The sequence below is a fragment of the Ensifer sp. GW823-FHT05D09 genome, assembly GCF_058795755.1.
Window position 1 is genome coordinate 185,669 of record NZ_JBXAIA010000002.1, and the last position, 14,075, is coordinate 199,743.

16 protein-coding genes are annotated in these 14,075 nt (G+C 60.4%); 9 read left to right on the plus strand and 7 right to left on the minus strand.

Annotated features, from left to right (window positions below):
- Complete coding sequence (locus tag AC1Q80_RS06640) at positions 1-1,026, minus strand: amino acid ABC transporter substrate-binding protein (protein WP_173419840.1); 1,026 nt, start codon at positions 1,024-1,026, stop codon at positions 1-3.
- Between the two features lie 341 nt (positions 1,027-1,367).
- On the opposite strand from AC1Q80_RS06640, the gene AC1Q80_RS06645 reads away from it, so the two are divergent.
- Positions 1,368-2,558, plus strand: a complete 1,191-nt coding sequence (locus AC1Q80_RS06645; protein ID WP_492359970.1) for a cystathionine beta-lyase — start codon at positions 1,368-1,370, stop codon at positions 2,556-2,558.
- Between the two features lie 6 nt (positions 2,559-2,564).
- On the opposite strand, the gene AC1Q80_RS06650 is transcribed toward AC1Q80_RS06645, so the two are convergent.
- Positions 2,565-3,731 carry an FAD-dependent monooxygenase gene (locus AC1Q80_RS06650; RefSeq protein ID WP_492359971.1) on the minus strand — a complete coding sequence of 389 codons (1,167 nt, stop codon included), beginning with the start codon at positions 3,729-3,731 and terminating at the stop codon, positions 2,565-2,567.
- Positions 3,732-3,740: 9 nt separating this feature from the next.
- The gene (locus AC1Q80_RS06655) at positions 3,741-3,986 is read right to left on the minus strand and encodes a zinc-finger domain-containing protein (protein ID WP_053247284.1); all 246 of its coding nucleotides are present in this window, start codon (positions 3,984-3,986) and stop codon (positions 3,741-3,743) included.
- A gap of 179 nt (positions 3,987-4,165) precedes the next feature.
- On the opposite strand from AC1Q80_RS06655, the gene AC1Q80_RS06660 reads away from it, so the two are divergent.
- From AC1Q80_RS06660 to AC1Q80_RS06695, 8 genes are all read left to right on the plus strand, one after another.
- The gene (locus AC1Q80_RS06660) at positions 4,166-4,951 is read left to right on the plus strand and encodes an alpha/beta fold hydrolase (protein WP_492360360.1); all 786 of its coding nucleotides are present in this window, start codon (positions 4,166-4,168) and stop codon (positions 4,949-4,951) included.
- A gap of 100 nt (positions 4,952-5,051) precedes the next feature.
- Positions 5,052-5,879: a serine O-acetyltransferase gene (gene cysE, locus AC1Q80_RS06665; protein ID WP_053247285.1), complete on the plus strand. Its 828-nt coding sequence runs from the start codon at positions 5,052-5,054 to the stop codon at positions 5,877-5,879.
- A gap of 100 nt (positions 5,880-5,979) precedes the next feature.
- A complete protein-coding gene (locus AC1Q80_RS06670; protein WP_003535016.1) occupies positions 5,980-6,183 on the plus strand; it encodes a DUF3126 family protein in 204 nt (67 codons plus the stop codon).
- Positions 6,184-6,416: 233 nt separating this feature from the next.
- Positions 6,417-6,770 (plus strand): phasin family protein, encoded by a 354-nt coding sequence (locus AC1Q80_RS06675; RefSeq protein WP_025426808.1) that lies wholly within the window; start codon positions 6,417-6,419, stop codon positions 6,768-6,770.
- Positions 6,771-7,009: 239 nt separating this feature from the next.
- On the plus strand, positions 7,010-7,363 hold the full coding sequence (gene clpS / locus AC1Q80_RS06680) for an ATP-dependent Clp protease adapter ClpS (protein ID WP_025426809.1): 354 nt from the start codon (positions 7,010-7,012) through the stop codon (positions 7,361-7,363).
- 9 nt (positions 7,364-7,372) lie between these two features.
- Positions 7,373-9,892, plus strand: a complete 2,520-nt coding sequence (gene clpA, locus AC1Q80_RS06685) for an ATP-dependent Clp protease ATP-binding subunit ClpA (protein ID WP_173419844.1) — start codon at positions 7,373-7,375, stop codon at positions 9,890-9,892.
- 81 nt (positions 9,893-9,973) lie between these two features.
- On the plus strand, positions 9,974-10,711 hold the full coding sequence (locus AC1Q80_RS06690) for an AzlC family ABC transporter permease (protein WP_492359972.1): 738 nt from the start codon (positions 9,974-9,976) through the stop codon (positions 10,709-10,711).
- Positions 10,708-11,052 carry an AzlD domain-containing protein gene (locus tag AC1Q80_RS06695; protein ID WP_173419846.1) on the plus strand — a complete coding sequence of 115 codons (345 nt, stop codon included), beginning with the start codon at positions 10,708-10,710 and terminating at the stop codon, positions 11,050-11,052. The genes AC1Q80_RS06690 and AC1Q80_RS06695 overlap by 4 nt, the downstream gene beginning before the upstream one ends.
- Positions 11,053-11,203: 151 nt before the next feature.
- Here AC1Q80_RS06695 and AC1Q80_RS06700 read toward each other — a convergent pair whose 3' ends face one another.
- The 4 genes from AC1Q80_RS06700 to AC1Q80_RS06715 are packed head-to-tail and all read right to left on the minus strand — an operon-like array spanning position 11,204 to position 14,066.
- On the minus strand, positions 11,204-11,623 hold the full coding sequence (locus AC1Q80_RS06700) for an HIT family protein (RefSeq protein WP_173419847.1): 420 nt from the start codon (positions 11,621-11,623) through the stop codon (positions 11,204-11,206).
- 44 nt (positions 11,624-11,667) lie between these two features.
- Positions 11,668-12,855 (minus strand): GNAT family N-acetyltransferase, encoded by a 1,188-nt coding sequence (locus AC1Q80_RS06705; RefSeq protein ID WP_492359973.1) that lies wholly within the window; start codon positions 12,853-12,855, stop codon positions 11,668-11,670.
- 4 nt (positions 12,856-12,859) lie between these two features.
- Positions 12,860-13,585 (minus strand): glycerophosphodiester phosphodiesterase, encoded by a 726-nt coding sequence (locus tag AC1Q80_RS06710; RefSeq protein ID WP_492359974.1) that lies wholly within the window; start codon positions 13,583-13,585, stop codon positions 12,860-12,862.
- A 13-nt stretch (positions 13,586-13,598) separates the two neighbouring features.
- A complete protein-coding gene (locus AC1Q80_RS06715; RefSeq protein ID WP_492359975.1) occupies positions 13,599-14,066 on the minus strand; it encodes a RidA family protein in 468 nt (155 codons plus the stop codon).
- Positions 14,067-14,075: the final 9 nt, after the last annotated feature.

Consider the following 14,075-nt stretch of genomic DNA (forward strand, 5'->3'; position numbering starts at 1 on the left):
TTAGCGGACCGGAGGAGCGTACTGAATGCCGCCCTTGCTCCACAGCGCGTTGAGGCCGCGTTCGATCTTCAGCGGGCTGCCGGCGCCAATGTTACGGTCGAAGACTTCGCCGTAGTTGCCGACTGCCTTGATGATGTTGACGGCCCATTCGTTGGTCAGGCCAAGGTCGGTGCCGATCTTGCTGTCAGCTTCGACGCCGAGGAAGCGCTGAACGTCCGGGTTGGTGGACTTCTTCATTTCTTCGATGTTTGCCTGCGTGACGCCGAATTCTTCTGCCTGGATCAGCGCGTAATGGACCCAGCTGACGATATCGAACCACTGGTCGTCACCCTGGCGAACGGCCGGACCAAGCGGCTCCTTCGAGATGATTTCCGGCAGGATCATATGATCGTCGGGCTTGGACAGCGTCAGGCGCAGCGAGTAGAGGCCGGACTGGTCGGTGGTGTAGACGTCGCAACGACCGGCGTCATAGGCCGCGTTCACTTCTTCGAGCTTTTCGAAGACGACCGGGTTGTACTGCAGGTTGTTGGCCTTGAAGTAGTCGGCGAGGTTGAGCTCGGTCGTGGTGCCGGTCTGTACGCAGACGGCAGCGCCGGAGAGTTCGAGGGCCGACTTTACGTTCAGGCCCTTGCGGACCATGAAGCCCTGGCCGTCATAGTAGTTGACCGGGCGGAAGTTGAAGCCGAGAGCGGTGTCGCGGTTGATCGTCCAGGTGGTATTGCGGGCGAGGACGTCGACCTCACCGGACTGAAGGGCCGGGAAACGTTCCTTGGCCGAAGTGGGTGTATATTTTACCTTGGTGCCATCCGCGAAGATCGCGGCGGCGATCGCCTTGCAATAGTCGACGTCGAAGCCGCTCCAGTTGCCCGAAGCATCCGGTGCCGCGAAGCCGGCGAGACCGGTGTTCACGCCGCATTGGACGAAGCCCTTGGCCTTCACGTCATCGAGTGTCGCAGCCGAAGCCGCATGCGCGCCAATCCCCATGACAGCAGCGCCAACAAGAGCTGTCAGAATACTTCTTGCCATTTTTTAGAACCTTTTTCTGTTGTCGTTAGTTCCCGTCTGCACCAGCGCGTCTCCCTGCGCGTACAGCCTCCGCCACCCTCATGGCGCGAGTGCAATCTATCTCATGCTCAAAATCCATGGGGGTCAAGAGAGCTTGCCGATTTTCTGAACTTGCGTGTGAAAAACCTGAAATAAGCCAGAAGTTTAGGCAGGTTTTGCAGGAAACGGGCAATTGCTGAGCGAAAAATCGCCAATCCTCGCTTCATTCGGCCGCAAAGTGTGTTTGTCGGATTTTGCCACTTGACCCCGGTTGTAGGGCGTTCGAAGAGTTTGGGATCGGTTTTTCAGCATCGGACACTTCAATGGCAGACAGCGGCAATGTGAACGGCAAGATGGGCATCAACACCCGTCTGGCCCATACCGGCAACAAACCCTTCGACTATTTCGGTTTCGTCAATCCGCCGGTCGTTCACGCGTCCACGGTACTGTTTCCAAACGCTCAGACGATGGAGACGCGCGCGCAAAAATACACCTACGGCACCCGTGGCACGCCGACGACGGACGCCCTCTGCGACGCGATCAATGAGCTTGAGGGGGCCGCCGGCACGATCCTCGTTCCCTCGGGCCTTGCTGCCGTCACCGTGCCGTTCCTGGCCTATCTTTCGTCCGGTGACCACGCGCTCATCGTCGATTCGGTCTATTTCCCGACCCGCCATTTCTGTGACACGATGTTGAAGCGTCTCGGTGTCACCGTCGAATATTACGACCCGATGATCGGTGCGGCGATCGAGAGCCTGATTCGCCCGAACACGCGCCTGGTTCACACGGAAGCTCCGGGCTCCAACACGTTCGAGATGCAGGATATCCGGGCGATCGCCGATGTCGCGCATCGTCATGGCTGCATTGTCACCATGGACAACACGTGGGCGACGCCGGTCTATTTCAAGCCGCTTGACCATGGCGTCGACGTATCGATCCATGCAGCAACGAAATACCCCTCGGGCCATTCCGACGTGCTGTTCGGCACGGTTTCGGCCAATGCCACCCACTGGCCGGCGTTGACGGAAGCCATGGTCACGCTCGGCATCTGCGTTTCGCCTGACGACAGCTACCAGATCCTGCGCGGGCTTCGCACCATGGGCGTCCGTCTCGAGCGGCACCAGGAAAGCGCGCTGTCGCTCGCCACTTGGCTCGAGGGGCGTGACGAAGTTGCCCGCGTCCTGCATCCGGCGCTGCCGAGTTTCCCAGGCCACGACCTCTGGAAGCGCGACTTTACCGGCGCGAGCGGCATCTTTTCCTTCGTGCTGCGCGCGGAAAGTCCAGATCGCTTCAAGGCCAAGGCGCATGCCTTCCTCGACGCGCTGTCGCTGTTCGGGCTTGGTTATTCCTGGGGTGGTTTCGAAAGCCTGGCGCTTCACGTCGGTCTGTCGGATCGCAAGGTGGCGTTGGCGCCAACCGAGGGCCCGGTCCTTCGCCTGCAGATTGGTCTTGAGGATGTTGCGGATATTCGCCGGGATATCGAGGCGGGGCTGGCAGCGGCGAACGCCGTCTGACCGTTTTCAGCGTTCGGGAGCGCCGTAGCCGTAGAGCCAATCGAAGTCGGCTGCGAGCGCTTCCGGACCCTTCATCGACAGAACGATATTCCGCCCGAGCCGGAACGGACCTCGAGCGTGATAGGCGAAACGGTTGAAGGCAGCGCGACGGCGCACCTGGGCGATGCGCGGACGGCGCTTGGCCTCGAAGGCGCCGAGGGCTTGGCCAATATCGCCTGAGCCGGCGAGGCAAGCCGCAAGCTCATGCGCATCCTCGATCGCCATGGCAGCGCCTTGTGCAGCAAACGGCGTCATCGCATGGGCGGCATCGCCGATGAGAACCGTCTTTCGCCCACTCTGCCAGGCGCCATCTGTTACCGTGCAAAGCGGCCAATAGGTTGGCGCGTCGGCGTTTTTCAGCAACGTTTGCAAGCCAATGTTCCAGCCGGAAAAGGCTTCAAGGTAGTCGCGACGTCGATCTTCAGAATCCCTGCCGACCCAGACGCTGTCGGTTTCCTTGCCCTCGATGATCGCAACCAGGTTGAAGCCATCGATTTCGCGCAAGGGGTAGGCGACGAGATGCGCCCGTGCGCCAAGAAAGGCGGTGACGCGATCCGGCTGCAGAAGGCCAGCGGCGGCATCGCGCGTGACTGTCATGCGCCATGCGACATTGCCCGAAAACTGGACCGTACCGGCACCGGGAATTGCACTGCGCAGGCGCGACCAGATGCCATCGGCGCCGATGATCAGCGCTGGTGGCCGACCGGTGATGATGGCAATCGCCTGCTCGGCATCTCCATCGATGCGGTGGCCGAGATGGAGGCGGCAGCGCGGTTCGGCGATTACGGCAGCGATCAGTATCCTTTGAAGGCTTGCCCGGTGCAGCACGCCATAGGGCGCACGCCATCGCTCACGGGCAAAACGGCCTGACGCAACGCTTGCAAGCGAACGCAGGGATTTTCCATCGACAAGCGCGATTGCATCAGGCTCGGTCCAGACAGCCTCAAGCGCCTCGATGAGACCGAGTTCACGCAGGACGCGCGACGCATTGGGGGAGAGCTGAAGTCCGGCTCCGACCTCGGTCAGAGCGGCTGCCTGCTCGACTATGTCGACTTCAAAACCGCGACGGGCAAGGCTGAGTGCTGCCGTGAGCCCGCCGACGCCGGCACCGACGATCGCGACCGCCGCTGACATCCGCGTTGATCAGGCTGCCTGGAACGTAAAGAGACAGCCAGGCGGGTTGGTTTCGGTCGCCTTCAGCTTCGGATTGTAGCGATAGAGCGTCGAGCAGTAGGAGCAGACCTTTTCATTGTCGTCGCCCATGTCGATAAAAATGTGCGGATGGTCGTAGGGAACGGACGCGCCGGTGCACATGAATTCCTTGACGCCGATCTCGATTGCCTGGTGTCCGCCGTCATTCTGGAAATGGGGGATGCTGTGGCCGGCCATGTCATGCTCCGATGTATGCAAGTCTTTGAGGGTCGAATTTGCCGGCACCATAGTGAGCTTTGTTGCAAAAGTGTAGCGGCAAACACGCCGCACCTGTGGTTTTTGCGGGCTCGGGGTTTCCCTCTTGGGAGCGACAAATTAGGTTGCGCCAAACCGATGCCGCCTCAAGGACTAGAATGATGGATCTCAATCCGCCCCCATTTTCGCACTTCACGCATGAGGGGCTGGATATTGCCTTCTTCGACGAAGGTGATTCGTCCGGTCCGCCGATCCTGCTCATTCACGGCTTTGCCTCGAGCGCCAACGTCAACTGGGTTTTCCCCGGTTGGCTGAAGACGCTTGGCGATGCCGGCTACCGGGTGATCGCGTTTGACAACCGCGGTCACGGCAAGAGCAGCAAGCCCTATGATCCAGCCGTCTACCATCCCCAGCAGATGGCCGGCGATGCGATCGCTCTGCTTGGGCATCTCGGCATCGCCGAGGCGCATGTCATGGGTTATTCCATGGGTGCGCGCATCTCGGCGTTCTTGGCGCTGGCTCATCCCGATCGTGTGCGCTCGCTGGTGTTCGGTGGGCTCGGTATCGGAATGGTGACGGGGGTCGGCGATTGGGACCCGATCGCCGATGCGCTCGTGGCGTCGTCGCTCGACGTCGTGACACATGCGCGTGGCCGCATGTTCCGCGCCTTTGCCGACCAGACCAAAAGCGATCGTCAGGCGCTGGCCGCCTGTATCTCGACCTCGCGCGACCTTTTGACCGCCGAGGACATGGGGCGCATCGATGTTCCGACCCTGATTGGCGTCGGCACCAAGGACGATATTGCCGGCTCGCCGCAGGAGCTTGCCGACCTGATGCCGAATGCGCGTGCGCTTGATATTCCGGGCAGGGACCATATGCTTGCGGTCGGTGACCGGGTATTCAAGAAGGCGGTCCTTGAGTTCCTCGAAGAGGTGGGGCGAGCTTAAGTGCGTCTACGACCTTTGGTCGAACTGGTTCCAGCCCATTTATGTCCAGCCGGATTTCCCCTATATTGACGGCATAGACCGATTGAGAAGGAGTGCGACGATGGTCGCGACGACCGAACTTCGTCAGACGGAATCCCTCAAGCTGATGGATCCGATCTGGAGCAGCCTGCGAGAGGAAGCACGCCTCGCCGCCGAGCAGGATCCGATGCTGGCAGCGTTCCTCTATTCCACGGTCGTCAACCAGCATTCGCTGGAAGAAAGTGTCGTCTACCGCATCTGCGAGCGCCTCGATCATCCCGATCTGCAGGCGAACCTCTTGCGACAGACCTTTGCTGAAATGCTGGAGGATTGGCCGGAATGGGGCACGATCCTGCGCGTCGACATTCAGGCGGTCTATGACCGCGATCCGGCCTGCACCCGGTTTCTTGAGCCCGTACTTTACTTCAAGGGCTTTCATGCGATCCAGACGCACCGGCTCGCCCATTGGCTCCTGAAGCGCGGGCGCCGGGATTTCGCGTTCTATCTGCAGAGCAGGGCATCCAGCGTCTACCAGACCGACATCAACCCGGCCGCCCGCATCGGACGCGGCATCTTCCTCGATCACGCCACCGGCCTGGTCGTCGGCGAGACCGCTGTCATCGGCGACAACGTTTCGATCCTTCACGGCGTCACGCTCGGCGGTACCGGCAAGGAAGGCAGCGACCGTCATCCCAAGATCGCCGACGGCGTTCTGATCGGGGCAGGCGCCAAGATTCTCGGCAATATCCATATCGGCCACTGCTCGCGCATTGCCGCCGGCTCCGTGGTCCTGAAACCGGTGCCGCCGAAAACGACGGTTGCCGGCGTTCCGGCCAAGGTCGTCGGCGAAGCCGGATGTTCCGAACCGTCACGCCAGATGGACCAGATCCTGACAAGCTTCGAAATTTGAACCATCGGGAACCGGTGCGTAGCCGCTTTCGAGGGGTTTACACCCGCCAATGCAGCGTGCGAGAAGCGCCGCACATCAAAAACGGCTACGGAGAAGACATTTGAAGCCCGAAGAAATCCGCAAGCTTGAAGCCTACCTCAAGCGCACGTTCAACCAGTCGATGGTCGTCAAGGCTCGCCCGAAGAAGGACGAGTCGGCTGAAGTCTATCTCGGTGACGAATTCCTCGGCGTCGTCTTCCGCGATGAGGAAGATGGCGAACTGTCCTACAACTTCTCCATGGCGATCCTCGACATCGACCTTTAAGTCGCCGATCGACCGTTTCAGGAAGTGACCCGGTGGCGAGCGATCGTGCCGGGTTTTTCTATGCTTTGACGTTTTTTGGGGCGCAAGGCCGAAGAAATTTGCGCATCCGTGGCTCTTTTTCATCAAGCTGTTGCAAGTATTGTGTTTTATTGCACTGCACGCTCGACTTGACTTTTTGTGCAGTGCACATAAACTGAAGCCTCCAGATCAGGCCGTCACTAAGGAGACACCCGATGTTCAACTTCGATGATGCAAACAAGAAAAGCAAAGAAGCCATTGACGTGGCTGTGAAAAGCTATTCCGCCTGGACCAAGGGCCTTCAGGCCATTGCGACCGAGGCTGCTGATTTTTCCAAGAAGTCCTTCGAAGACAGCGTTGCGCACGTGGAGAAGCTCTCCAGCGTCAAGAGCGTCGAGACGGCTTTCGAACTGCAGACCAACTTCCTGAAATCGAGCTACGAAGGCTTCTTTGCCGAGGCGACCAAGATCGGCGAAATGTATGCCGACCTCGCCAAGGACGCCTACAAGCCGTACGAAGCGCCGGTTGCCAAGGCGACCGCAGCCGTCAAGGCCGCCGCTGCCGCGTAACGCAACGGATCATTGCCGTCATTGGAAGGCCGGTCGCCGATACAGCGACCGGCCTTTTTGCTGTTTCGCACACTTCGCGGTGGATCGAAGAAAGTTGATCAATCTTATGCCTCTCCGTGCGATTATGATTGCAGTGCGTTGGTTCGGTCTTAAAATCTAGAAACGAACCATTAGATAAAGGGCAAGCACGCCGCGGCACATCAGATGGATCCGCGGCTTGTACTAAGGAAAAGACACGAATGATCGCCATGCCGGTCCGGATGCAGCAAGGAAGCGACGACGAAGGAGGGGGAAGCAACCGCAGCACCTCCGTCATCACGCGCACCAAGCCGAAGACCAAGAAGCCTAGTTTGTATCGCGTTCTGCTTTTGAATGACGATTACACGCCGATGGAGTTTGTCATCCATATTCTGGAACGTTTTTTTCAGAAGAATCCGGAAGAGGCGACTCGCATTATGCTCCACGTCCACAATCACGGTGTGGGGGAGTGCGGCGTCTTTACGTACGAAGTCGCCGAAACGAAGGTGACGCAGGTGATGGATTTCGCCCGCCAGCATCAGCATCCGTTGCAATGCGTCATGGAAAAGAAATGAGGAACTAACGTGCCAACATTTTCGCCCAGCCTCGAAAAGGCGCTGCACCAGGCACTGACTTTTGCCAACGAGCGCCACCACGAATATGCGACGCTTGAGCATCTGCTTCTGGCATTGATCGACGATGCCGATGCAGCGGCCGTGATGGGCGCGTGCAACGTCAATCTAGAGACGCTGCGCAAGACCGTGACAGACTATGTCGACAACGAACTGTCAAACCTGATCACCGGCTATGACGAGGATTCAAAGCCGACCGCCGGTTTCCAGCGCGTCATCCAGCGGGCCGTGATCCACGTTCAATCGTCCGGGCGCGAGGAAGTGACGGGCGCAAACGTGCTCGTTGCGATCTTCGCCGAGCGCGAAAGCCATGCCGCCTATTTCCTGCAGGAGCAGGAAATGACGCGCTACGACGCGGTCAACTTCATTTCGCATGGCATCGGCAAACGGCCGGGAAGCTCCGAGGCACGTCCGGTGCGCGGGGCAGAGGAACACGAATCCGAGCAGAAGCCTGCACGCGAAAACGAAGAGGCGAGCGCCAAGAAGCAGCAGGACGCGCTGACGGCCTATTGCGTCAACCTCAATGAGAAGGCGAAATCGGGCAAGATCGATCCGCTGATCGGCCGGCACGCCGAAGTCAATCGCACGATCCAGATTCTCTGCCGCCGTTCGAAGAACAATCCGCTCTATGTCGGTGACCCCGGTGTCGGCAAGACGGCCATCGCCGAAGGCCTTGCCAAGCGCATCATCGAGAAGAAGGTGCCGGAGGCGCTCCAGGACGCGACGATCTTCTCGCTCGACATGGGGACGCTGTTGGCCGGTACGCGCTATCGCGGCGATTTCGAAGAGCGACTGAAGCAGGTCGTCAAGGAACTCGAGGATTATCCGGGTGCGGTGCTGTTCATCGATGAAATCCACACTGTCATCGGCGCCGGCGCAACATCGGGCGGCGCGATGGATGCGTCGAACCTGTTGAAGCCTGCGCTTTCGTCGGGTGCGATCCGCTGCATCGGATCGACCACCTACAAGGAGTACCGGCAGTTCTTCGAAAAGGACCGCGCGCTCGTGCGCCGCTTCCAGAAGATCGATGTCAACGAGCCGACGATCGCCGATACGATCGAGATCATGAAGGGTCTGAAGCCTTACTTCGAGGACTATCACCACCTGAAATATTCGAACGAGGCGATCAAGGCGGCGGTCGAGCTTTCGGCCCGCTACATCAACGACCGCAAGCTGCCGGACAAGGCGATCGACGTGATCGACGAATCCGGTGCAGCGCAGATGCTGCTGCCGATCAGCAAGCGCCGCAAGCTGATCACCGAACGTGAGATCGAAGCCACCATCGCGACGATGGCCCGCATTCCGCCGAAAACCGTCTCGAAGGACGACGAAGCAGTGCTGGCCAACCTCGAGAAGGAACTGCGCTCCGTCGTCTACGGTCAGGATCTGGCGATCGAAGCACTGGCGTCGTCGATCAAGCTCGCCCGCGCGGGTCTGCGCGAACCGAACAAGCCGATCGGCTGCTACGTCTTCTCCGGGCCGACAGGCGTCGGCAAGACCGAAGTCGCCAAGCAGCTGGCAACGTCGCTCGGCGTCGAACTTCTGCGCTTCGACATGTCGGAATACATGGAACGGCACACGGTATCGCGACTGCTCGGTGCACCTCCCGGCTATGTCGGTTTCGACCAGGGCGGTCTTCTGACCGATGGCGTCGACCAGCATCCGCATTGCGTGCTGCTGCTCGACGAAATCGAAAAGGCCCATCCGGACCTGTTCAACATCCTGTTGCAGGTTATGGACCATGGCTCGCTCACGGATCACAACGGCAAGAAGATCGACTTCCGTAACGTCATTCTGATCATGACGACCAATGCGGGCGCTTCGGAAATGGCACGGGCCGCAATCGGCTTCGGTTCGTCCAAGCGCACCGGTGAGGACGAGGAAGCGCTGAACCGCCTGTTCACGCCCGAGTTCCGCAACCGTCTCGATGCGGTCATCCCGTTCGCATCGCTGCCGACACCGGTTATCCATCAGGTGGTGCAGAAGTTCGTCATGCAGCTGGAAACCCAGCTTGCGGAGCGCAACGTCACGTTCGATTTGGCACCCGATGCCATCGCCTGGCTTGCGGAGAAGGGCTACGACGAGAAGATGGGTGCGCGGCCACTGGCCCGCGTCATCCAGGAGCACATCAAGAAGCCGCTCGCCGACGAAATTCTGTTCGGCAAGCTGAAGAAGGGTGGCGTCCTCAGGGTGACGATCGGCACAAAGCCCGATGGAACCAGAGGGCTGTTGCTTGATGCCGTACCGGAAACGGCGCCGATCAAGCCGAAGGCGGAAGTGACACGCCCGGCGATGAAGAGCGCCAAGCCGAAGAAGGCCGAGGAAAAGGAAGCCGTCGGCGCTGAGCCCGCACCGAAGGCCAAGCCGAAGAAGGCTGCCGCCAAGGCGCCGTCTGTCGCCGAAGCCAAGGATACGGGCGCGGCAAGCCCACGAAAGGGTAAGACGGTGCCGAAGGTTCCGCGGAAGAAGTAGTCCTACTGGACATGATGTTTGGCGCTGCCGGATGATCTCATCCGGCAGCGTTTTTCTGAATAGAACATTCCGGAACGGCTGATGAAAAGTGATGAAAACGACCAGTCGTCGGTCGTCTGGTTTCTGAGCGGCATGCGTGGCCTGTTCAGCCTACCCGCCTTTATCCTGATGCTGTCCTTCGTCGGCTTCTGTTCGCTGACGGCGCAGGCTGGAATTCCGCCGGAACAAGTCGTGTTCATGACCGGCATGGTCTGGGCATTGCCAGCCAAGGTCATTCTCGTCAGTTCGATGATGAGTGGCGCAAGCCTGGCGGCCGCCTTCCTTGCCGTCTCGCTCTCTTCCGTCCGTCTGATGCCGATGGTTGCGGCGCTCATTCCCGAATTGCGCACGTCGAAGACACCGACATGGCTTTTGCTGTTCCTGTCGCATTTCGTCGCGATCACCGCCTGGGTGTTCGCGATGGAGAGGGTGCAGGCGGTGCCGCGCGACAAACGTGTCGCCTTCTTCGCCGGTTTCGGCATCACGCTGGTTGTCGCCAATATGGTGCTGGTCGGCGTCGTCTATCACTTCGTCGCTGATTTTCCGCCGATTGTCGCGGGTTGCCTGTTCTTCCTGACACCGATCTATTTCCTGGCTTCGATCTGGCATTCGGCGCGCCATCCGGTCGTCCATATCGCGCTGCTCATCGGCCTGGTCGCCGGTCCGTTGTTCTATTGGCTCGTGCCCGAATTCGACATCCTGCTTGCGGGCGTCGGCGGCGGGACGCTGGCCTGGGCCACGGAGCGACTGTGGCGTCGGCGCAAGGAAGCCGGCGCATGACGTGGCAGGATGGTTGGTGGGCCTACGCCTTCATCGCGATCGCCGGCTGGCTTGCAACCGACATCTGGCGCTGGCTGGGTGTCATTGCCGGAAACCGGCTGCGCGACGATTCCGAGGCTTTGAACTGGGTGAGGGCGGTTGCGACTGCGCTCGTCGCGGCCGTCATCGCCAAGTTGATCCTCTATCCGACGGGCGTGCTTGAACAATCGCCGCTATGGCTGCGCCTGGGGTCGGTGGCGATTGGCGCAACGGCATTCTTCCTGCTCGGCCGCAAACCGGCAATCGGCATCGCCACAACGATAGCAGCATTGGCAGCAGGCTTATGGTGGCTAGGTTTCTAGAGCGCCGTTCAGTGGGACGCACCAAGGACGTTCTAGCACTCTGATTCTAAAGCATCTTATCCGCCTGCAGCGATTGCACTTGAAAGCCAGATGCTCGGGAAATGCGAAGCGTGGCAGGTGACGGCCGCTGGCGCGACCGTCAGACTTGCATTCAAAGTGCCTGGCGCACTTTCTCGGCATTGGCGGCCAGCACCGCGCCATCTTCCATCGTACCGGAATGGGGCTTCAGCGGAACGCCGTCGCGTCGCGGAATGACGTGGAAGTGCAGGTGGAAGACGGACTGGCCGGCGGGCGCCTCATTGAACTGCATGATCGTCACGCCGTCGGCATCGAAAGCCTCCTTGGCGGCGACGGCGATTTTCTGAACCGCGGCGATCAGCGCCGGCAGGCTCGCGGCGTCCGCATCCAGCAGGTTGCGGGAAGGTGCTTTGGGAACGACCAGCATGTGGCCCTCTGCCTGCGGCATCACGTCCATGAAGGCGATCGTCGCATCGTCCTCGTAGACACGATGCGACGGGATCTCGCCCCGCAGGATCTTCGCGAAGATGTTGTTGGTGTCGTAAGCGCTCATTGTCTTTCCTCGTAGATTGGATCCGGCCAGAACCGGAGAGCGGTTCAATCGTCCTGGCGCTCACCTTTTCGGAAAGGGCCGTGCTCTGCAAGAAACTCAGCCGTTTCCTCCACATCCCTGCGTTCGCGAACGAGATAGTCCTCGACTGCGCGGGCGAGGCCGGGATGGCTGATGTAGTGTGCCGAATGGGTTGTGACCGGCATGTAGCCGCGGGCGAGCTTGTGCTCGCCCTGCGCACCGGCTTCCACGCGCTTGAGGCCCTTTGCGATCGCGAAGTCGATTGCCTGGTGATAGCAGACTTCGAAATGCAGGAAAGGGTGGTCCTCGGTGCAACCCCAGTGGCGGCCATAAAGCGCATCGCCGCCGATGAAGTTGATAGCACCTGCAACATAGCGGCCATTGCGACGCGCCATCATCAGAACGATGTCGTCTGGCATGCGCTCGCCGATCAGCGAATAGAAGGCGCGCGTGAGATACGGGCGCCCCCACTTGCGGCTGCCGGTATCCATGTAGAACGTGAAGAACTGGTCCCAGATCGCTTCCGTCAGATCGCTGCCGGTTAGCCAGTCGATCGTGATGCCATTTTCAAGTGCCGCACGGCGCTCCTTCTTCAGGGCCTTGCGTTTTCTGGATGCCAGCGTTTCCAGGAAGTCGTCATGGGTGCCATAACCTTCGTTGAGGAAATGGAACTGCTGGTCGGTGCGGTGAAGGAAACCGGCGTTTTCGAAGATTGGCATCTCCGCTTCACGCACGAAGGTCACATGCGCCGACGAGGCATCGTGCCGTCGCGCCAGTTCCTTCAAGCCTGCCGCAAGCCCATCTTGCACGGGCGAGCCATCGTCCCCCGAAACCGTCAGCAGCCTCGGCCCGGTTGCCGGCGTGAATGGAATGGAGCCTTGAAGCTTCGGATAATAGCGGCCGCCGGCGCGCTCGAATGCGTCCGCCCAGCCATGGTCGAAGACATACTCACCCTGGCTGTGGTTCTTCAGATAGCAGACGAGCGCCCCGAGAAGTTGTCCATCGGAGCCCTCCATCAGCAGATGTTGCCCGAGCCAGCCGGTTTTGGCGGTGGCCGAGCCCGATTCCTCCAGCGCCGAAAGATAGGCATGCGAGACGAACGGATTGTAGATTGCGCCGTCTCGCCCCTTCGCCGCGCCGGAAAGCGTGTTCCAGCGCGCCGCCGGTATCTCGGCGAAGGATTGCTCTATGCGGATGGTGACGGCGTCGGACATGAGCTCAGGAAATCAACGCCTCCCGCGGGTCGAAGCCCTCGAAGGTCATCTGGTCGGCGTGGGCGTAGGTATATTCTTCAGCCTGCCTGTCGCGAACGGTCCAGGTGATGATCGTCCGGCCGAGGGTGCGTTCCTTGGTGATGAACGAATTCGGCAGATGGCCGTAATGGTAGGAGATGAAGTCGAGGCCGAGTTGCATCGCCTCTTCGTGCACGAAGAAGGTTTCCGGTCTGGCACCTTCGGCGGTCAGGCCGAGTGGGTAGGGCGCATCCAGTGCTTTCAGGTCCTTGAGCAGCCAATGGTCGAAGCTCATCAGGGCGACGTGGCCCTTGTAGCCTTCGAGCGTTTCGAGGACGGCTGCGGCAAAGCCCTCATCGTCGCCCTTGCGCCCCTTGAGCTCGATGACGAGCGGCACGCGCCCTTTGACCAGCCGCAGCATCTGCGACAGCGTCGGGACCTTGTCCTTCGTCCCGCCGATCGCCATCAGGCCGAGTTCGCCGGCCGTCCTTGCCCGCACGTCGCCCTTGATGCCGCACAGCCGCTCGGTGTCGTCATCATGAAAGACGACAGGCACGCTGTCGGCGGTGTATTGCAGGTCGCATTCGATGGCGAAGGCGGCATCGGCGGCGCGGGAAAACGCCGAAAGCGTGTTTTCCCAGACCTCTTTGTTCATGTCGTGATAGCCGCGGTGGGCGATCGGCTGAGCCTTCAGCCAGGAAATGTCCGTCATGCCCGGCACCTGATCACGCGATCTCGATCACCGCGTCGATCTCGACGGCGGCGTTGAAGGGCAGGGCAGCCATGCCGACGGCCGCGCGCGCGTGCTTGCCGGCTTCGCCGAGCACGTTGGCAAGCAGGTTGGAGGCGCCGTTGATCACCAGATGCTGTTCGATGAATTCCGGCGTGGAGGCAACGAATCCGTTGATCTTGACCAGCCGGCGGATGCGGCCGAGGTCGCCGCCGAGCGCGGATTTGGCCTGGGCGAGAATATTGATCGCGCAGAGTTCGGCGGCGCGCTGGGCGCCCGCGACGTCGACGTCCTTGCCAACATGGCCGGTCACTGCGATCTTCCCGCCTTCCATCGGCAGCTGTCCGGAGATGTAGAGCATCGAGCCGCTGATGACGTAGGGTACGTAGTTCGCCGCCGGCGCTGCCGCCTGGGGAAGGGTGACGCCGAGGTCCTTGAGGCGCGTTTCGATCTCTGCGGACATGGAAAGCTC

What these genes read in the sequence shown, in the direction of transcription:
- clpS (WP_025426809.1), top strand. Translation starts at nt 7,010, where the DNA reads ATGATCGCCATGCCGGTCCGGATGCAGCAAGGAAGCGACGACGAAGGA.
- AC1Q80_RS06705 (WP_492359973.1), bottom strand. Translation starts at nt 12,855, where the DNA reads ATGTCCGACGCCGTCACCATCCGCATAGAGCAATCCTTCGCCGAGATA.
- AC1Q80_RS06660 (WP_492360360.1), top strand. Translation starts at nt 4,166, where the DNA reads ATGGATCTCAATCCGCCCCCATTTTCGCACTTCACGCATGAGGGGCTG.
- AC1Q80_RS06715 (WP_492359975.1), bottom strand. Translation starts at nt 14,066, where the DNA reads ATGTCCGCAGAGATCGAAACGCGCCTCAAGGACCTCGGCGTCACCCTT.
- AC1Q80_RS06710 (WP_492359974.1), bottom strand. Translation starts at nt 13,585, where the DNA reads ATGACGGACATTTCCTGGCTGAAGGCTCAGCCGATCGCCCACCGCGGC.
- AC1Q80_RS06700 (WP_173419847.1), bottom strand. Translation starts at nt 11,623, where the DNA reads ATGAGCGCTTACGACACCAACAACATCTTCGCGAAGATCCTGCGGGGC.
- AC1Q80_RS06655 (WP_053247284.1), bottom strand. Translation starts at nt 3,986, where the DNA reads ATGGCCGGCCACAGCATCCCCCATTTCCAGAATGACGGCGGACACCAG.
- AC1Q80_RS06695 (WP_173419846.1), top strand. Translation starts at nt 10,708, where the DNA reads ATGACGTGGCAGGATGGTTGGTGGGCCTACGCCTTCATCGCGATCGCC.
- AC1Q80_RS06690 (WP_492359972.1), top strand. Translation starts at nt 9,974, where the DNA reads ATGAAAAGTGATGAAAACGACCAGTCGTCGGTCGTCTGGTTTCTGAGC.
- AC1Q80_RS06640 (WP_173419840.1), bottom strand. Translation starts at nt 1,026, where the DNA reads ATGGCAAGAAGTATTCTGACAGCTCTTGTTGGCGCTGCTGTCATGGGG.
- AC1Q80_RS06645 (WP_492359970.1), top strand. Translation starts at nt 1,368, where the DNA reads ATGGCAGACAGCGGCAATGTGAACGGCAAGATGGGCATCAACACCCGT.
- cysE (WP_053247285.1), top strand. Translation starts at nt 5,052, where the DNA reads ATGGTCGCGACGACCGAACTTCGTCAGACGGAATCCCTCAAGCTGATG.
- AC1Q80_RS06650 (WP_492359971.1), bottom strand. Translation starts at nt 3,731, where the DNA reads ATGTCAGCGGCGGTCGCGATCGTCGGTGCCGGCGTCGGCGGGCTCACG.
- AC1Q80_RS06675 (WP_025426808.1), top strand. Translation starts at nt 6,417, where the DNA reads ATGTTCAACTTCGATGATGCAAACAAGAAAAGCAAAGAAGCCATTGAC.